19 protein-coding genes are annotated in these 17,401 nt (G+C 65.7%); 18 read left to right on the top strand and 1 reads right to left on the bottom strand.

All coding sequences use genetic code 11. The features are described from left to right. From ACIQ6O_RS04265 to ACIQ6O_RS04220, 10 genes are all read left to right on the top strand, one after another. On the top strand, positions 1-383 hold a 383-nt coding region (locus ACIQ6O_RS04265; protein ID WP_396206545.1), incomplete at its 5' end, for a prepilin peptidase. A 12-nt stretch (positions 384-395) separates the two neighbouring features. Continuing rightward, complete coding sequence (locus ACIQ6O_RS04260) at positions 396-848, top strand: TadE/TadG family type IV pilus assembly protein (protein WP_396206544.1); 453 nt, start codon at positions 396-398, stop codon at positions 846-848. Positions 849-915: 67 nt separating this feature from the next. Next, complete coding sequence (gene cpaB, locus ACIQ6O_RS04255; protein WP_396206543.1) at positions 916-1,896, top strand: Flp pilus assembly protein CpaB; 981 nt, start codon at positions 916-918, stop codon at positions 1,894-1,896. A 49-nt stretch (positions 1,897-1,945) separates the two neighbouring features. Next, positions 1,946-3,157: a type II and III secretion system protein family protein gene (locus ACIQ6O_RS04250; protein ID WP_396206542.1), complete on the top strand. Its 1,212-nt coding sequence runs from the start codon at positions 1,946-1,948 to the stop codon at positions 3,155-3,157. Then, positions 3,154-4,368: a P-loop NTPase gene (locus tag ACIQ6O_RS04245; RefSeq protein WP_396206541.1), complete on the top strand. Its 1,215-nt coding sequence runs from the start codon at positions 3,154-3,156 to the stop codon at positions 4,366-4,368. The genes ACIQ6O_RS04250 and ACIQ6O_RS04245 overlap by 4 nt, the downstream gene beginning before the upstream one ends. A 206-nt stretch (positions 4,369-4,574) precedes the next feature. Next, positions 4,575-5,846 (top strand): CpaF family protein, encoded by a 1,272-nt coding sequence (locus tag ACIQ6O_RS04240; RefSeq protein WP_396206540.1) that lies wholly within the window; start codon positions 4,575-4,577, stop codon positions 5,844-5,846. A gap of 2 nt (positions 5,847-5,848) precedes the next feature. Further along, positions 5,849-6,796: a type II secretion system F family protein gene (locus tag ACIQ6O_RS04235; protein ID WP_396206539.1), complete on the top strand. Its 948-nt coding sequence runs from the start codon at positions 5,849-5,851 to the stop codon at positions 6,794-6,796. A gap of 11 nt (positions 6,797-6,807) precedes the next feature. Then, positions 6,808-7,728, top strand: coding sequence for a type II secretion system F family protein (locus tag ACIQ6O_RS04230; RefSeq protein ID WP_396206538.1), 921 nt, complete (start codon positions 6,808-6,810; stop codon positions 7,726-7,728). Between the two features lie 34 nt (positions 7,729-7,762). Continuing rightward, positions 7,763-8,914: a pilus assembly protein TadG-related protein gene (locus tag ACIQ6O_RS04225; RefSeq protein ID WP_396206537.1), complete on the top strand. Its 1,152-nt coding sequence runs from the start codon at positions 7,763-7,765 to the stop codon at positions 8,912-8,914. 63 nt (positions 8,915-8,977) lie between these two features. Further along, positions 8,978-9,991 carry a serine/threonine-protein kinase gene (locus ACIQ6O_RS04220; RefSeq protein WP_396206536.1) on the top strand — a complete coding sequence of 338 codons (1,014 nt, stop codon included), beginning with the start codon at positions 8,978-8,980 and terminating at the stop codon, positions 9,989-9,991. A gap of 9 nt (positions 9,992-10,000) precedes the next feature. Here ACIQ6O_RS04220 and ACIQ6O_RS04215 read toward each other — a convergent pair whose 3' ends face one another. Further along, a complete protein-coding gene (locus ACIQ6O_RS04215) occupies positions 10,001-11,686 on the bottom strand; it encodes a formate--tetrahydrofolate ligase (protein WP_396206535.1) in 1,686 nt (561 codons plus the stop codon). Between the two features lie 111 nt (positions 11,687-11,797). Here ACIQ6O_RS04215 and ACIQ6O_RS04210 point away from each other — a divergent pair, with 111 nt between their 5' ends. The 8 genes from ACIQ6O_RS04210 to ACIQ6O_RS04175 all read left to right on the top strand — a co-directional run. Then, positions 11,798-12,436, top strand: a complete 639-nt coding sequence (locus tag ACIQ6O_RS04210) for an NAD(P)-dependent oxidoreductase (RefSeq protein WP_396206534.1) — start codon at positions 11,798-11,800, stop codon at positions 12,434-12,436. 19 nt (positions 12,437-12,455) lie between these two features. Beyond that, entirely contained in the window at positions 12,456-13,124 is a 669-nt protein-coding gene (locus ACIQ6O_RS04205; protein ID WP_396206533.1) for a cupin domain-containing protein, read from the top strand. Continuing rightward, positions 13,124-13,915 carry an SDR family oxidoreductase gene (locus ACIQ6O_RS04200; protein ID WP_396206532.1) on the top strand — a complete coding sequence of 264 codons (792 nt, stop codon included), beginning with the start codon at positions 13,124-13,126 and terminating at the stop codon, positions 13,913-13,915. Before ACIQ6O_RS04205 ends, ACIQ6O_RS04200 begins: the two co-directional genes overlap by 1 nt. Before the next feature lie 40 nt (positions 13,916-13,955). After that, entirely contained in the window at positions 13,956-14,882 is a 927-nt protein-coding gene (locus ACIQ6O_RS04195) for a branched-chain amino acid transaminase (protein WP_396206531.1), read from the top strand. A 113-nt stretch (positions 14,883-14,995) separates the two neighbouring features. Next, positions 14,996-15,538, top strand: coding sequence for a YaeQ family protein (locus tag ACIQ6O_RS04190; protein WP_396206530.1), 543 nt, complete (start codon positions 14,996-14,998; stop codon positions 15,536-15,538). Between the two features lie 5 nt (positions 15,539-15,543). Further along, a complete protein-coding gene (locus ACIQ6O_RS04185) occupies positions 15,544-16,038 on the top strand; it encodes a cupin domain-containing protein (RefSeq protein WP_396206529.1) in 495 nt (164 codons plus the stop codon). 4 nt (positions 16,039-16,042) lie between these two features. Then, positions 16,043-16,396 carry a TfoX/Sxy family protein gene (locus ACIQ6O_RS04180; protein ID WP_396206528.1) on the top strand — a complete coding sequence of 118 codons (354 nt, stop codon included), beginning with the start codon at positions 16,043-16,045 and terminating at the stop codon, positions 16,394-16,396. A 17-nt stretch (positions 16,397-16,413) separates the two neighbouring features. Then, a partial coding sequence (locus tag ACIQ6O_RS04175) for a patatin-like phospholipase family protein (protein WP_396206527.1) occupies positions 16,414-17,401 on the top strand: 988 nt, incomplete at its 3' end.

The following is a 17,401-nucleotide window of genomic DNA, read 5'->3' as shown; positions in this document are numbered from 1 at the left end:
TCATGGACGGAGGGGCGGGCGGGCTCTTGCGAGCAACGGAAGGGGCAGCCACCGGGCTGCTCATCTGGCTGCCGTTCTGGCTGCTGCACATGATGGGCGGCGGCGATGTGAAACTGTTCGCCGCCGGTGCGGCGTGGCTGGGGCCGAGCGGTGCGGTCGAAGCGGCGATGCTCGCGGGGTTGTGCGGAGGCGTGCTGTCGCTGCTGTACGTGCTGAATCGTTACGGCCTGACGCACACGATGTTCCGTCTGGCATACGGCATGCAACATCCGACACTGCTGCGGGAAGCCGCTCCAGCTGAATGGAATCGACGCATGCCGTACGCGTTGGCCATGGCTGCTGGTCTGGCCGGCGCGGCGTATTGGCCAGGTCTCTTGTTGTGAGGAGCGTGTACTGTGTTCACTGCATGGTGGTCCCACTGTCGCCCATTCGGGCGTGACGAGTCGGGGGTAGCGCTCCTCGAGTTCGCAATCTTCGTCTCGCTGCTGCTCTTCCTGGTCTTCGGCACCATCGACTTTGGTCGTGCGATGTTCACCGCCAACAACCTCACGGCGGCCGCGCGCGAAGGGGCGCGCTATGGTGCTCGCCTCACCAACCCCGGCGCCTACCTCGGCGCGATTCGTGATACGGCCGCATCCAAGATGTCGCCCTTCGGGAATACCCCGGTCAATGCGTCGTCGCAGGTCGTCGTGAATTGTGTGCCCAGCTGTGCAACCGCGCAGCTGCAGGCCGTGCAGGTGCAGATCAACTACCCGTTCACGTGGCTCACCCCGTTGCCGGCCTTGATGCGACAGCCGCTGACACCGGTGCTCCACGCCAGGGCCACGTTCCGGTGGGAAGGATCCTGAACGATCCTGATGCCGGTAACTCCAAGCCCGCTCTTCCTTCGTTCTCGTTGCATCGAGCGATGTCACCATGACACTCAATCGCTATTCTATCGTTCTTGCCGCCACGCTCATCACGGCCGGTACCGCCACTTTCGGCGTGTATCGGGTGATCGAGTCGACGCGCGCGCAGAACCGGGTGCTGTTACGCCGCGTCCTGGTGGCGACGAAGGACATTCCGGAAGGAGCCGCGCTCACGCGCAGTGCGCTCGACGAGCGGGACTGGCCCCTCGTGTCGATTCCTGCGGGCGCCTTCAGTAACCTCGACTCTGCCGTGGGGCGGGTGACGCGTGTGCCCGTGTATACCGGTGAAGTCATCGTCCCAGGCCGGCTGGCCCCACCGGGTACCGGGCCGGGACTGCAGGTGAAGATCACACCGGGCAAACGGGCCATGGCTGTCAAGATCGACGATGTCGTCGGCGTCAGTGGACTCATCCAGCCAGACTCGCGCGTCGACGTGCTGGTGACGCTGCGCGATCAGCAATCTGATGGCGAGCAGATCTCCAAGCTCTTCATGTCGAACATGCGCGTGCTCTCCGTGGGCACCGTGGACCGCTCGGGACCGGACAACCGTCCGATCATCGCCACCTCGGCCACCCTCGAGGTTACGCCCATCGAGGCGGAACGATTGGCGGTGGCGATGCGGGACGGCACCATCCAGCTCGTGCTGCGCGGCTTCGGTGACCCCGACTCCGTGAACACTAGCGGCGCCCGTTCGGAAGATGTGCTGCAGCGACCGCCCAAGCCGGCGCCGGTACCTGTTGTTGCCGCCGAGCCGGCACGCCGAAAGGTGGCGCCGCGACCGGTGAAGAAAGTGGAAGTCGCCCCACCGGCCCCCGCTCCCGCCGCGGTGCTGCCGATCATCGTGCCGAAAAAACCCGACACGCTCACGATCGACGTGATTCGCGGCGACAAGGTGACGCAGCAGCGCTTCGAGAAACCCGACACCAGCAAGAAGTCCGACAGCACGAGGAAGCCTGACAGCACGAACCGGAAGCCTCCGGTCTCCTGAGCAGAGAACGTGTTGCCGACGGTTTCTTCTCACCCAGAGAGGTCTCGGCATGATGTACTCCATGACGTTCCGGCGTCGCGTGATCCGCGCGGCGCAGCCCCATGTACTGCTGGCGCTGCTGCTATTGAGCGGCACGCCCGGCGTCTCATGGACGCAGCCGTCGGCTCCGGCCGATTCCATTCACCGCATCAATCTGTCGGTCGGTCGCTCGCTGCCGATCACGACGACCAATTCCGTGCTCAAGGTGGCCGTTGCCAATCCCGACATCGCTACGGTGGTGGTCGTGACCGAGCATGATGTCCTCATCAGTGGCAAGGCGCTCGGGGAGACCGATGTCGTGCTCTGGGAGACCAATCGCCCTCGCATACACTACCGCGTCTCGGTGCGCACGCCGGATGATCGCCGTCTCGTGCTACTGTCCGTGCGCCTGGCGGAAGTGCGCCGCGATGTGCTGCGGCAAGTCGGGGTCTCGGGGCTGTACACCAGCAAGATGGGCAACACTCGCGTAGGCACCGGCGCGTACAAAACCGAGGACGGGCGCGACAGTCAGGGCAGCCCACAGCCTCCCATGGAAACACGCTTCCTGTCCATTCTGTCGGACTTCGGCACCAAGCAGTTTCTCGCCCTGCTCGAGGCCGAAGAACAGAGCGGGCGGGCCCGGTTGCTGGCCGAACCGAATCTGCTCGCCGCCGATCGCGACTCGGCCTCGTTCCTCGCGGGTGGCGAGCTGCCCGTTCCGGTGGTCCAGGGTGGTGGTCTGACTGCCGGGGCCGGCGTGCAGGCCCCCGTCACGATTCAGTATCGTGAATTCGGTGTGCGTCTTCGCTTTGCACCCAACATCGTGAGCGACAGCGTCATCACGTTGTACGTGCGGCCCGAAGTCTCGAGTCTCGACTACAGCAATGCCATTACGCTGAGCGGTTTCCGCATTCCCGCGCTGCGTTCGCGCCGGGTGGAGAGCTCGGTGGATATTCGCCGCGACCAGTCGGTGATTCTGTCGGGGCTCTTCAACGATGAACGGGAACGGGTACGCACCGGCGTCCCGCTGCTCATGAATCTGCCGATCCTCGGCGCGTTGTTCTCGAGTTCGCGCTGGCAGAGTTCGGAAACGGAGCTCCTGGTGATCGTGACGCCCACGATCGTGGATCCGGCCCATCTCGGTGACGAGCTCACCTTGCCGCTGCTGCGCGATCAGCGCACGCCGGCCATCGAGCTGCTGCGTAAGCGACTGCCCGCCGATACGACGCGGAGGGCGCCATGACGGCCGTCCCGATCCCTGACACCCGCACGGTCCTGGTCGTCGCGGACGCGGATGCGCCCGACGCCATCAGCAGCGCGGTGTTGACGAGTCGCGGGTTTTCGGCACCGGAACGCGTAGATACACTGGCCGCGGCCGCCGCCCGATTGCGGACGCAGCCCTTCGACCTGGTGATCCTGCCGATCGGCGGGGCCGGCCCCGACGTCCTGTCGCTCATCGAGCACGACATCCGGCCCATCGTGCCGTTCATCATCGGCACGGCGGCCGACGCGACGCAGGAGCTTATCCTCGGCGCGCTGCGCGCGGGTATTCCGGAGTTCGTCCCCGCACCCATGCAGGCCGACGAGCTCGATGTCGCCCTTCGGCGTCTCCTGCGTCGCATGGAACCTACGCCGAGCACGCGGGGCACGGTCGTCGCGGTGTACTCCGCAAAAGGAGGGCTTGGTACCACCTCGGTCGCCGTCAATCTCGCGGCGGCTCTCGCGCACGAACAGCCGGCGGCGCGAGTGGCGCTGGTGGACTTCGTGGTCGTGGGTGGCGATGTGCGCGTGATGCTCGATCTCAAGCCGTCCTACGATATCGGCGACCTCGTACTGAAGGTGGATCGCATCGACGGAGAACTGCTGTCGTCGCTGATGACGCCGGGGCCGGCTGGCACACTCATTTTGCCGTCGTCCGACCGTCCGGAGGTTCAGGATCTCATCGAGGGGGCGGCTACGTCGACGATTCTGGCACAGCTGCGCGCGAACTTCCACTTCGTGGTGCTCGATCTGGAGCATTATCTGGGAGAACGCACCGTTGGCGCACTCGATGTGGCCGACCGGATCGTTCTCGTGACCCAGTTGTCGGTACCCGCGTTGCGTAGCACACAGCGTACACTCGATCTGTTCAATCGATTGGGCTATCCGCCGTCCAAGGTGCTGGTGGTGGTGAATCGATCCAACGCCGAGTCCGCGCTCACCATCGGCGACGCCGAGACCGTGCTGGGGCGCCCCATCAGCGCCAAGCTTCCCAACGACTTTTCGGCCTGCGCCGAGGCGATGACCAAGGGCGTGCCCGTACTCGAGCATGAGCCTGGTTCGGCCTTGGCTGGGAGCTTCCGGCAACTCGCCGCCTCGATGGCCGGCACGCCTGTCGTGTCCAATGTCGCGTCGATCGTTGCGGAGAATGGCGACCCACGCAAGAGGCGCCTGTTCCGCCTCGGGAGGGTGTAGTCATGGCCACGCTACGCGAACGTTTACTCGGGGCTACGGCCGCGACGGTCGCTGATACCCCTGCGGCGGCTTCGGCGATCGTCGGGAGTCCGGGCGCTCCGTACATCGCGCCTCGCGAGGGCGGTGGGGCGCCCATGCGCCGGCGGAGCGGGAGCACTGCTGGTGCGGAACGTCGTTCACGAACCATCGTCCCGCGCCGTATCGAAATGGAACCTCTGGGACCGGTCGAGCAACTCAAGGTCGATCTGCATCGACGGCTCGTCGAGCAGTTGGATCTCGAGGCTCTCGAACGAGTGAAGGACACGACGGACGTCGCCGGGCAGATCCGTGATGCCGTGGCAGACTTTCTGCGCGCGGAAGCCACGCCGCTCACACAGGCCGAGCGCGAGGATGTCATCGAGCAGATCGTGTACGAGGTGACCGGTCTCGGTCCCATCGAACCGTTTTTCCGTGATCCGTCCATTTCCGACATTCTTGTCAACGGTCCGCGCGATGTGTACATCGAGCGGCACGGCCGGTTGTCGCGCGTCCCCGTCACGTTCCGCAACGACGCGCATCTCCTGGCGATCATCGACCGCATTGTGAGTCGGGTCGGCCGGCGGGTAGACGAATCATCGCCCATGGTGGATGCGCGGCTGCCGGATGGCTCACGCGTGAATGCCATCATCCCGCCTTTGGCGCTCGATGGGCCCATCCTGTCCATTCGGCGCTTCGGGGCCGAGATGACGATGGCGGCGCTCGTCGAGAATGGCACACTCACCCAGGACATGGTGGAGTTTCTGGCCGCCTGCGTGCAGGCACGCCTCAACGTGATGATTTCGGGGGGCACCGGCTCGGGCAAGACGACGCTGTTGAATGCGATGAGTGCCTACATCCCGGCGACCGAGCGGGTGGTGACCATCGAGGACGCGGCGGAACTCCGGCTGCAGCAGGAGCATGTGTGCCGGCTCGAAACCCGGCCACCCAACGCCGAAGGGCGCGGGCAGGTGATTGCCCGCGATCTCGTGCGCAACGCCCTGCGCATGCGTCCCGATCGCATCATCGTTGGTGAGGTGCGCGGCGCGGAGGCGCTGGACATGCTGCAGGCGATGAACACCGGACACGAAGGATCGCTGACGACGATCCACGCCAATTCGCCGCGCGATGCGCTCGCCCGCGTGGAAACGATGATCCAGTTCGCAAGCACATCGCTGCCGTTGCGCGCCATCCGCGAGCAGATCGCCTCGTCGCTGGAAATCGTAGTACAGATCGCCCGCATGTCTGACGGGGCGCGGCGCATCGTGTCGATTACGGAGATCACGAGTATGGAGGGTGATGTGATCTCCATGCAGGAGATCTTCCGGTATCGCCGGCGTGGTATCACCGAGGACGGAGAGGTGGTCGGCACCTTCGAGGCCACCGGGGTTCGCCCGCTTGCCATGGAACGTCTGCATCTCGCTGGCATCGAACTACCCACCGGCTTGTTCCTCGCGGAGTAGCCATGCAAACCGTCGTCCTCTTTCTCGTCTTCTTTGGCACGACGCTGGTGCTCTTTGGCGCCTACGTGTTCGCCAATCGGCGTCGCCTGGAGGCCACGGCCGCGCTCAAGGCGCGCATTGGCGCGACCACGGCGCGTTCGCCGACTCCTATCCTTCGCGATCTACGCAAGAGTGCCGTGCCAATGCTCGACCGCGTGCTCACCGGTCGTTCCTTCACGGTACTGATCGAGGTGGCCATCGAACGGGCCGGCCTGCACTGGACGGTGGGCGAGTTCACCATCGCCAGTGCGCTGCTGGCGTCCATGGGCCTGCTCGCCGCGCAGTCGTTCGGTGTCGCGGCTTCGCTGGCGGCCGCCACCATCGGCTTGGTGCTCCCCACGTTCCTGCTGAACGTGCAGCGCCGCCGTCGCGTGGCTCGCATCGAGGAGCAGTTGCCCGAGGCCATCGACATGATCGTGAACGCCATGCGCGCGGGGTTCTCCTTTCAGGCCGCGATGAAGTTCGTGGGGGAGGAGATGGCCGCGCCCATCGGCGAGGAGTTCGCCACGTTCTATGAGGAGCAACGCCTCGGTCTCGATGTGCGCGACGCGCTGCTCGATCTGCAGGAGCGGATCGATACGCTCGACATCAAGATGTTCGTCACCTCGCTGCTGATTCAGCGTGAAACCGGCGGTAACCTCGGCGAGATCCTCACGGGCCTGTCGACGCTCATTCGGGACCGGGCGGCGTTGCGCGATCAGATCGATACGTTGACGGCCGAACCGAAGCTCACCGGCACTGCGCTGGCGCTGCTTCCGCTGTTGGCGTTCGCGGTGATCATGATACTCAACCGCCCGATGATGCAGCCAATGTTCGACACCGAGACCGGTCGCTATACCCTGATGTTCGCCGCAGGGATTCTCACGGTGGGATTCCTGATGATCCGGCGTATTGCCCGCATCGACATGTAGGAGATGTCGTTATGTCCGCGCCTCTCATGATCTTCGTCGGCGTGTTGCTCGTCGCAGCTTCCGCGGCCACCTGGGCGTTGGTGTCAAACCATCGCCGGGCTGTGCTGCTCGCGCGCGCGACTGAACCCTCGGTGCGGCCGCGGGCACGCCGTCTGGTGCTCCACGGTGCCGACGGCACACGAGCCCAGCGTCTGCATCTCACGGTCGAACAGTTCCTCCCGAGCTGGATGCTTGGAGAGACGACGGCCATTCGTCTCGTGCGGGCCGGCTTCACTGCCCCGTTCGCGCCAGCGCTCTATATCGTCTTGCGACTGGTCGTGGCAATCGCGTGCAGTCTGGCGGGCGTGATGTTCGCGCCGCGGGATACGACACTGCTCTACGCCGCCAGCGTGGCCGTGGCCGTGGCCTTCGGGCTGATGCTGCCGCCGTATGTGCTGTTGCGGCTCGAACGGGCGCGCCAGCTCGAGATTCTCCGTTCCGTCCCCGATTGTCTCGACCTGCTGCTGGTGTGTGTGGAGGCTGGCGTCTCGCTTGATGCGGCCATTCTCCGGGTGGGCCACGAGATGGAGCAGATGCACCCCCGCCTCGCGCAGGAACTACTCGTCATCAATCGCAAGGGTAACGCCGGCGTTCGGCGCGACGAGGCGCTCCACGGACTCTATGAGCGTACCGGCGTGGAAGAGTTGCGGGCGCTGTCCTCCACGATGATTCAGAGCGAGCGATGGGGCTCGTCGATTGGTCGTGTGCTTCGGGTGTACTCCGAGACCTTGCGTCGAAAACGGCGCCAATCGGCCGAACGCCGCGGCGCTACGGCGGCGACCAAGATGGTCTTCCCAATGGTGCTCTGTATTCTGCCGGCCCTGTTCGCGGTCATCGGGGGGCCGATGGTGATCGGTCTCGGCCCCCTCCTCGACGTGTTCGGCGGCCGATGACCTACGGGCGCCACCTGGCGCCAATGGAGGAACGATGCGCAGGCTCAGGAATCGCCGTGGCGCCACCATGATTCTCGTGGGGGTGGCCTTGATTGCCCTCGTGGGCGTGATGGCGCTGGCGCTCGATATGGGGCGCATGTACCTCTTCCGGGCGCAGGTACACGTGGCCTCGGATGCTGCCGCGCTGGCCGGTGCCGAGCGACTGCTTCGGCAGGCGTATGTCGGCGCGGCGGATACGGCCGTGGCGTACGGGCGCGTGAACCACGTGGAGGATGCGGTGCCAACCATCACGGCGGCCGACGTCATTCCCGGACGATGGGATTTCGCGAGCACGACGTTCACACCGGCACTCAACGGCAGCTGGACCGCCAGTGGCAACAACGCCGTGCAGGCATCGGCGCGCTACACCGCGCAATACCGATTCGGTCGTCTGTTCGGCCTCACCACGCGGCTCCGCTCGGCGACGAGTGTGGCCGCGATCGGCGGGGTCAATGGCACCGCGTGTGTCCGTCCGCTCGCCGTACCGTATCAGCGCCTGCTCGACGCGCGCTACGGGGTAGGGGGGCGTGACGCCATGACGTATGCGCTCACAGCCGACGACATCAACTGGTTCGGCACGAATCATCCACTCATGCTGCTCAAATCCGGTAGCTCGAACAACAACATAATCTCCGGGAACTTCTATGGCGTGCGCATGCCGCCCGTGATGTACGCTGATGGCGCATCCGGAAATCCGTGGAGTGGGGCGAACGATTTCTCCAATGCGCTCGGTGCCACCTGCGATGAGCTGGCGCTGCTGGTGAGCAATGCGGGCGGGCGTCCCACAATCGGTGCCGGCGACTGGCTGTTGCCCGAGAACGGCAACATGGTCGGCAAGACGGGAGATGGCGTGGCGACGCTCTGCATCGCCAACGGTGGGATCACCCCGGCAAACGGCGGCGGCAACAGGTCGTTCGTGTGCAACGCGCCGACGCAGATGATCCTGGCGTTGTGGGCGGAGAGCGGTAATGCGCCTGGGGCCTCTGGCTGCGGCGGCAAGTGTTTCCTCGTGAAGTACATCGGGGTGTTCTATGTGACCGAGTACGTGAGGGGCGACGGCGTGCGCGGCTACTTCTCCACGTTGGCGACGCAAGGGCGCTTCTCGCCGCTGCCGAGTCTCATCAAGAAGATCGCGCTGGTGCAGTGATGCGCGCGATGGTGACGCTGCGGTGTGGTGATCACCGCACTTCCGTCCATGGAGAATCAGGAGATGACACTCGTCGCAGCGTTCACACAGCGGGCCCGAGAGGCACTCGCGGAACGATACGCGGGGCTGACGCTCACACACGAGGGGCGAACCGGTCTGGTGTTCGGGGCCCACCGCGGCGCGCCTGACGCGCCGGCGATCGCTGTGAGGGTCGCCTATCCGGATAATGGGCGCACGGCGCAGGCGAGCACGGTCGCTCGCTTCCGGCGCGAGGCCGAGATCGGCGCTCGGCTTTCTCATCCGCACATCCTGCGGAACGGGCCGGTCCAGTCGCTGCACGGAATCGAATTCTACGAGATGGACAAGGCGGGGCCGGTACGACTCGATCAGCTCATCATCGCCAAGAATCCGCCGCTGTTTCCTCGCGTGCTCGTCATCTTGCAGCAGCTGGCTGATGCGCTCGACTACGCCCACGCGCACGGCGTGGTGCACGGGGCGCTTCGTCCGTCGGCCGTGTTGCTCGATGCGAGTGGCAGCGTCCTTCTGAAAGGGTTCTGCCTGTATGCCGCCGCCGATACTCCGTCATCGGTGCTGTCTCCCGCGGCGGTGGGCGACCCTGCCTATATGGCACCGGAGCAGTGGCACGATGCCATCGTCAACCGCGCGGTCGACGTGTATGCGTTGGGGGTCCTCGCGTACGAGTTGTGTACTGGTCACGCGCGGGTGGGCTACGACACCCGCGGCGTGCCGGAGATCCGCCCCATCGAACTGGCCCCCAATCATTGCCTGCGTGATGACGTCCCCATGTACGTCACTGACGCGATCCGACGGGCGATCAGCAGAGATCCGGCGCTTCGTTTTCACAGTGCCGGACAGTTCGTGGAGGCACTGTCCCACCCCCACGATGCGCTTGGACACAGCCTGCCCACCATCAAGCCTCCGAGGCCCAAGTCCCAGCATTCCGCCTGGATGCTGCTGGGACTCGTGCTGTTCGTCGGTACGGTGCTGGTGCTCACCGTTCCATCGGAGGTGCGTGATCAGTTGTGGGGGTGGATCGGCCGAGCGATCACCCCCTGATCGAGCCGCTCAGCTCAGCCCTTCGATGGTGCCGTCGGGACGCAGGCGCATCCCCTCGGCCGCCGGCTTCTTCGAGAGCCCGGGCATGGTCATGATGTCGCCGCACTTCGCCACCACGAAGCCCGCGCCCGCGCTGCCGTACACTTCGTTCACGGTGATGCGGAAACCGCTCGGGACGTTCAAACGCGTGGCGTCGTCGGTAAGCGAGTACTGGGTCTTCGCCATGCACACCGGCGTGTGCGCCAGCCCGTTGGCTTCCAGCCAGTCGATGCTCTTCTCGGCCGCGCTGGAGAAATCCACGCCATCGGCGCCGTACACCTGCTGCGCCACCGTGCGAATCTTCTCGCGGATGGGGCGCTCGATGTCGTACAGCGGGCGGAACGCGGCGCGCTTGCTCGCCAGCAACGCGAGGACTTCTTGCGCGAGCGTCTCACCCCCGGCGCCACCCTCGGCCCACACATTGCACAGCGCCACCGGCACACCAAGACGCGCCACGTAGTCGCGCACCATGTCGAGCTCGGCCGCCGTGTCGCTGGTGCGACGGTTGATGGCGACCACCACCGGCACGCCGAACTGCTGCACGTTGCGCACGTGATGCGCGACATGAGGCAGGCCGCGTTCGAGTGCGCTCAGATCTTCGCGGTCGAGTTCGGTCTTGGGTACACCACCCTGCATCTTGAGCGACCGAACCGTGGCCACGAGGACCGCCGCTTCGGGATTGAGTCCGCCGGCGCGGCACTTGATGTCGAAGAACTTCTCGGCACCCAGATCGCTGCCGAACCCCGCTTCGGTCACCACGATGTCGCCAAGGGCGAGCCCCGCCCGGGTGGCCATGAGCGAGTTGCAGCCGTGCGCGATGTTGCCGAAGGGACCGGCGTGCAGAATGGCCGGGCCGCCCTCGAGCGTCTGCACGAGATTGGGACGCATGGCGTCCTTGAGGAGCAGCGTCATGGCGCCGGTGGCCCCCAGCTCACGCGCATACACAGGTCGCTTCTCTTTGCCGCTCGTGGTGCCCACGATGATGTTGCCGAGCCGCCGCTCGAGGTCTTCCGCGTCGGAGGCGAGCGCCACGATGGCCATGATTTCGCTGGCGGGAATGATCACCCAGCGCTCTTCGCGCATCATGCCGTTGCCGGCCCCCACCCCGATGATGGCGCTGCGCAGCGCGCGATCATTCATGTCGATCGTGCGCGGCCAGGTGATGGCCTTGGGGTTGAGCCCCAGAGCATTGCCATGGTACAGATGATTGTCGATCATCGCCGCGAGCAGCGAGTGCGCGCTCTCGATGGCGTGAAAGTCGCCGGTGAAGTGCAGGTTGATGTCATCCATCGGCAGCACCTGCGAATACCCACCACCGGCTGCCCCACCCTTCACGCCGAATACCGGGCCGAGGCTCGGTTCACGCATGCACAGGACCGCGTTGTGCCCGAGTCGGCGGAACGCCTGCGAGAGCCCCACGCTCACCGTGCTCTTGCCTTCACCCGCAGGCGTGGGGTTGATGGCCGTGACCAGAACCAGCCGACCCTTGGGCGGCGCCGAGGCGAGCGAGAGGGGGAGCTTCGCCTTGTACTTGCCGTACAGGTCGATGTCGTCTTCGGCGAGACCCAACTCCGCGGCAACGTCGCGAATGGGGCGCATGACCGCCTGCTGGGCGATCTCGATATCGGTCGGGACAGAGGATGGCGGAACCGTCATGGCGGTCAGGCGGGTTGCGGGTGCATGTTGTGGCATGGGGCCATTTTTTATCTTAGCACGGCGCACATCACCCTGCCGTGAGGGCACGCGTGCCCGTGGGAGCCGTCGCGCATGATTATCGCGGTCTACGGCGCGTCCAGCCGTACCGGCCACTGTTTCATTGATGCGGCGGCCACGGCTGGCCATTCCCTCCGGCTGCACTATCGTGCGAAGCCGTCGGAACAGGTTCCGGAAAACGCCACGGTGATCGTGGGATCGCTCGCCGATCCGACCGCCGTGCGCGAGGTGCTTCGCGGCGCCGACGCCGCCGTGGTGCTTTTCGGTCACAAGGAGGAGGCGCGCGTCCCCTATCTGGCCGCCGCCACCAAGCTCATCGTGAGCACCATGAAGACGCTCGGGCAGTCTCGTCTGGTCGTGGTGACCGGGGTCGAGGTGGGTGAGCACAACGGCAACATTGGCCTGACGCAGAAGCTGAAGACGCTCTTCACGCGCCGCGCGGCTCACGACGGCATGATGGAAGACCGCGACGAACAGGAGCGCCTGGTGCGCGCCAGCCAACTCGCGGGATGGACCGTGGTGAAACCCGGCAAGCTCACCGACGCATCGGCCTCCGACAACGTGCGCATCGACAATGCGTTGTCGATGGGGGCTGGCAGCCAGGTGTCCCGTGCCACGTTGGCGCGGGTGCTGCTCCAGGAGATCGAGCAGCCGCGTTTCAGCCAGCAGGCCGTCTACGTGGCCGGGCGCTGAGGGACGGGTCCGCTTTCTGATGCTGCCGTACGATACATTGGCGACGTTTGGCGCCGGGATGCTCTTCTGCGGCTGGATGTACTGGGATCTCCGCAAGGAGAACAAGGCCGCAGCGGCGCGGAAAGCGGCGCTCACCGCCCTGCAGGCGCAGACCGCCGCCGCCCGGGCCTCGGCCGCCGCGGTGTCTTCGTCCAGAGGCCCCACTGCGTCGAGTGGTCTGTCGTTCGTCCACCAGCCCCCACCTGCTGTTTCTCTTCCCTCCCTCCCTTCCAGCGTACACATGACCGACGTTCGCAAGCTTTCGTGGGACGATATGGCCGTCGAGGAGCTCACGCCGCTCATCGGCCGTCGCCTCATCTACACCGAGAAGCAGATGCTCGCCCACGTGTATCTCAAGCAGGGCGCCATTGTGCCCGCCCACGATCATGTGAACGAGCAGATCACCTACATCCTCAGCGGCGCCCTGCGCTTCTGGATCGGCGAGCACGCGGACAATCCGGGCAGTGAGTACGTGGATGTGCGGGCGGGCGACGTGCTGGTGATTCCGAGCATGGTGCGTCATCGGGCGGAGGCGCTGGAGGACACGCTCGACGTGGACATCTTCAATCCGCCGCGGCAGGACTGGATCGACAAGAGCGACAACTACCTGCGGACTGGCGAGCCCATGTCGAATGGAGGGCAGGGCTGATGGAGCTGGGTATTCGCGGCAAGGTGGCCCTCGTCTGCGGCGCCAGTCGTGGCATCGCGTATGCCACCGCCGAAGAGCTGGCCAGGGAAGGGGTCGACCTGGTCATCTGCTCACGCGACGGTAACTCCGTGCGAGAGGCCAAGGCCAAGCTGGAGGCGTTCGGGGGCGCGGTCACGGCGTTCGAAGCGGATCTGTCCACCACCGATGGCATCGAGCAGGTCGTGACCCAGGTGAACGCCGCCTATCCCGATGGGATCGACATCCTCGTGTGCAACACCGGTGGGCCGCCGACCGGCACGCCCATGGGGCACGACTGGTCCACGTGGCAGGCGGCGACCGATCTGCTGCTGCGCAGCGTGGTCGAGCTCACCCGGGCGTTCGTGCCCAGGATGCAGGCCCGGAAGTGGGGGCGCGTCATCGCTATCACCTCGCTCGCGGTGAAGCGGCCCCAGGGCGGACTGGTGCTGAGCAATGCGCTGCGGGCGGCCGTGACCGGCTATCTGCGCACGCTCGCCGACGAGGTGGGACGCGACGGTGTGACCGTGAATACGGTGCTCCCCGGTTTCACGGCCACGGAACGGCTCGACAACCTCGCGGCGGCCACGTCAGCGCGTACCGGCGCCTCGACCGAGGCGATTTTCGCCGGCTGGGCCAACGAGTCCCCCCTCGGGCGGGTGGGACGCCCCGACGAACTCGCCGCGGTGATTACCTTTCTCTGTTCGGCGCGGGCGGGTTTCATGACCGGACAGGCGGTGCTGGTGGACGGCGGCGCCGTGAAGTCCCTCCTGTAGCTCACCGTACGACTCCTCCGATTCTCCAGCACTTCTCATCATGAGCCGCATTACCGAGACGCAGTGGATCTGGCGCGACGGCCATTTCATTCCGTGGGCCGACGCCACCATTCACGTGCTCAGCCACTCCGTGCAGTTCGGGTCGTCCGCGTTCGAGGGCATCCGCGCGTACAGCACGCCCAAGGGGCCGGCGATCTTCCGTCTGCGTGAGCATCTCGAGCGGCTCCTGCATTCGTGCAAGATCTACCGCATGGATGTGCCGTGGACGATGGAGCAGCTGGAGGAGGCGTCGCGTGAGGTGGTGGCACGCAATGGGGTGGAGTCGTGCTACCTGCGTCCGATGGTCGTGCGCGGCTACGGTACCGCCGGCATGGTGCCGATCGGCGCGCCGGTGGAGACCTACCTCCCCTGCTGGCCGTGGGGGGCCTACCTCGGCGACGATGCGCTCGACGCGGGTGTGGATGCGTGCATTTCCAGCTGGCATCGCGTGCAGCCCAACACGATCCCGGCCATGGCCAAGATCGCGGGCAATTATCTGAGCGGGCAGCTCATCAAGATGGAAGCGCTGGCCAACGGCTACGCCGAGGGAATCGCGCTCTCGCCCAGCGGCATGGTGAGCGAGGGTTCGGGGCAGAACGTGTTCATGGTGTCGAAGGGCACGATCATCACGACGCCGCTCGACGGCAGCATCCTGGGCGGCATCACGCGCGCTACGATCATGCAGCTGGCGGAAGATGCCGGCATCCCGGTGCGCGAGCTGCACATTCCGCGCGAGATGCTGTACATGGCCGACGAGGTGTTCTTCACCGGAACGGCCGCCGAGCTCACGCCGGTGCGCAGCATCGACCGCATCACGATCGGGGCCGGTCGCGTCGGCCCCATTACCAAGCAGCTGCAGCAGGAATACCTGGGCATCGCGAAGGGGCAGATCGAAGACCGTCACGGCTGGCTGACGTACTGCCGCTGAGCCGCTACGGCGATCAAGGGGTCAGCGTCGTTCATCCGCACGGATCAACGACGTTGACCCCTTGAGCGCTTGCTGGATTCCCCCCGTTCCCTCGACCCCTTCACGACGTCCCCATGGCACTGACGAGCACGATGTACGCCCTGCAGGTGTCGCTCGCGCACGTCGATCGCGGCGTGTACGAGTCGCTCGACTTCCGCATGGCCATGCACCCGTCGGAGTCGCCGGAGTACTTCGTGGCGCGATTGCTCGCGTACTGCCTCGAGTACGCCGAAGGGATCGGGTTCTCCAAGGGGGTGTCCGACCCCGACGATCCCACCGTGAGCGTGCGTGATCTGACCGGCACCATCACCACGTGGATCGAAATCGGATTGCCCGATGCGGCGCGCCTGCACAAGGCGAGCAAGGCCGCACCTCGGGTGGCTGTGTACATCCACAAGGATCCCACGGTGTGGCAGCGGCAGCTCGCCGGCGAACGCATCCACAAGGTGGAACGCATCGAGTGCGTCGTGCTGGATCGTGCGCTGGTGGATGCGATGGTGGAGCGCCTCGATCGCCGGCTGTCGATCGACCTGTCCGTGACCGACGGCGAACTCTTCGTGAACGTCGGCGGCGAAACGCTTACCGGCACGTTGAGCTCCCTGTCCCTCGCCACCTGACTCACATGCACGACGCCTTGCCGTTGCCGGTGGCACGGAACCGCGATGAGGCACTCCTCCACCGCTTCGAAGCGATGGAGTTGGAAGTGCGGGTGCTCGTCAGTACCGACGAATCCGGCGGTTCCCAGAGCATCACGGAGTTCCAGTTCCACGCGCCCTTTGCCGGGCCGCCGATGCATTGGCATCGCACCTATGCCGAAACGTTCGTGTGCCTCGAGGGCGAGTTCACCATGCTGTTCGAGGGGCAGGAGCGGCTCATGCGCCCGGGGGACGTGATGTTCGTGCCGCCCGGCACGCTCCACAGCTATCGGGTGGACGGGCATGGTGTCACGCGCTACCTGCTCAGCTGCACACCAGGTGGCCAGTTCGAGCGGTACGTTGCCGAGGCCGCTCACCTTGCCGCCGAAGCGCATCGGCATCGTCGTCCCGTCGATATGGAGATCATGCGCGACATCCGTGGACGGCATCAGACGTACGAAAGCGACGTGCCACGGTTCTGACCCCATGCCGGTCACCGCTTCCTATCGCGCGTTCATCCTCGAACGTCTGCTGCTCGCGCTGCCGGACGTGCGCGCGCGCGACATGTTCGGTGGCGTAGGCATCTATGCGGGTACCATGTTCTTCGCGTTGATCGGCAATGACGTCCTGTACTTCAAAGTGGACGACCACACCCGGCCGACGTACGAGTCGCGGGGGATGCGCGCGTTCCGCCCCTTTGGTGAAGGGGGTGAAGTCATGCAGTATTTCGAGGTCCCTGCCGATGTCATCGAGGATACCGACGCCCTGCGCCTGTGGGCGAGCGCGGCCGTGACGGTGGCACGCCGGGCCAAGCAACGGAAGGCGAAACGCGTCGGCTGACGCGGTATATTCGAATCATGCCTTCCCTCGCGGTCATGGTCCGTGTCGTCCGACGTCGTGCAGTCTCCTTCGCGGCTGCCGTCGCGGTCTCCACGCTCGGCTCTGCCTGTGCGGCCGTTCACCGCCCCCCGGCGACGGTTCCGTCGCTCCTGCAGGACGCCCCTCGTTACGCGCAGCGCGATCGCGTGACGCGCGACAGCATCGTGGAGCGTCTGGTTCGTCGCGTCATTCGTCGTGGTGACCGCACGCTCGATGTGCTACTCCTGTCCGGCGGCGGACAGAACGGCGCGTTCGGCGCGGGATTCCTGCGCGGGTGGCGGGCCCGGACCGATCAGACCATGCCCGCCTTCGACCTGGTGAGTGGCATCAGCACGGGAGCCCTGCAGGCGCCCTATGCGTTGCTGGGGACCAGCGCCGCGGTCGACACCCTCACGGCGCTGTACGCGCGCGCGGCCACCTCCATCGCGCCCACCTTCGACTGGTTGTTTTGGCTACGGCGTACGGGGGGGCTGGTGAACACCGCACGGTTCGATCGCACGCTGGCGGCCAGCGTCAACGGGCAATTTCGTGACGAGCTGCGACGCGCGTTCGCCGACGATCGCCAGATCGTGTTCGCCACGACCGACTTCGATCTCGGCATCGGACGGCTCTGGTCCTTGGGCGAGGAACTCGACTCCACGGCCGCCGGATTGGTCCGCGTGCGCTCGCTGCTGCGTGCCGCTACCGCCATTCCCGGCATCTTCCCCCCCGTGGTCATCGACGGGCACGTACACGCCGATGGCGGGGTGGTGGAGAATGTGATGCCCGTGCTCACGCACGACGCGTATGCGGAGCTGGGCCGACGGCTGGCGTCGAGAGGGGTAAATGGCGTGACCGTGCGCGTATGGGTCGTGATGAACCTCTGGACGCATCCCGAACCCCGGGTCATCACGCCGTCCAGTCGAACGCAGATCAGCAGCCGTTCCACGGCCCTGCTGTTCTACCTGCACCAGTCTTCGACGCTCG

This window comes from Gemmatimonas sp. (assembly GCF_044345575.1).
Classification (GTDB): domain Bacteria; phylum Gemmatimonadota; class Gemmatimonadetes; order Gemmatimonadales; family Gemmatimonadaceae; genus Gemmatimonas.
The sequence above is the reverse complement of the archived record's forward strand: the minus strand, read 5'-3'. Positions and strand labels throughout refer to the sequence as shown.

Coding starts and splice junctions, on each gene's coding strand:
- ACIQ6O_RS04205 (WP_396206533.1), top strand. CDS start 12,456: ATGCTGCCGTACGATACATTGGCGACGTTTGGCGCCGGGATGCTCTTC.
- ACIQ6O_RS04250 (WP_396206542.1), top strand. CDS start 1,946: ATGATGTACTCCATGACGTTCCGGCGTCGCGTGATCCGCGCGGCGCAG.
- ACIQ6O_RS04185 (WP_396206529.1), top strand. CDS start 15,544: ATGCACGACGCCTTGCCGTTGCCGGTGGCACGGAACCGCGATGAGGCA.
- ACIQ6O_RS04180 (WP_396206528.1), top strand. CDS start 16,043: ATGCCGGTCACCGCTTCCTATCGCGCGTTCATCCTCGAACGTCTGCTG.
- ACIQ6O_RS04240 (WP_396206540.1), top strand. CDS start 4,575: ATGGAACCTCTGGGACCGGTCGAGCAACTCAAGGTCGATCTGCATCGA.
- ACIQ6O_RS04200 (WP_396206532.1), top strand. CDS start 13,124: ATGGAGCTGGGTATTCGCGGCAAGGTGGCCCTCGTCTGCGGCGCCAGT.
- ACIQ6O_RS04215 (WP_396206535.1), bottom strand. CDS start 11,686: ATGACGGTTCCGCCATCCTCTGTCCCGACCGATATCGAGATCGCCCAG.
- ACIQ6O_RS04245 (WP_396206541.1), top strand. CDS start 3,154: ATGACGGCCGTCCCGATCCCTGACACCCGCACGGTCCTGGTCGTCGCG.
- ACIQ6O_RS04230 (WP_396206538.1), top strand. CDS start 6,808: ATGTCCGCGCCTCTCATGATCTTCGTCGGCGTGTTGCTCGTCGCAGCT.
- ACIQ6O_RS04190 (WP_396206530.1), top strand. CDS start 14,996: ATGGCACTGACGAGCACGATGTACGCCCTGCAGGTGTCGCTCGCGCAC.
- ACIQ6O_RS04195 (WP_396206531.1), top strand. CDS start 13,956: ATGAGCCGCATTACCGAGACGCAGTGGATCTGGCGCGACGGCCATTTC.
- ACIQ6O_RS04210 (WP_396206534.1), top strand. CDS start 11,798: ATGATTATCGCGGTCTACGGCGCGTCCAGCCGTACCGGCCACTGTTTC.
- ACIQ6O_RS04220 (WP_396206536.1), top strand. CDS start 8,978: ATGACACTCGTCGCAGCGTTCACACAGCGGGCCCGAGAGGCACTCGCG.
- ACIQ6O_RS04225 (WP_396206537.1), top strand. CDS start 7,763: ATGCGCAGGCTCAGGAATCGCCGTGGCGCCACCATGATTCTCGTGGGG.
- cpaB (WP_396206543.1), top strand. CDS start 916: ATGACACTCAATCGCTATTCTATCGTTCTTGCCGCCACGCTCATCACG.
- ACIQ6O_RS04235 (WP_396206539.1), top strand. CDS start 5,849: ATGCAAACCGTCGTCCTCTTTCTCGTCTTCTTTGGCACGACGCTGGTG.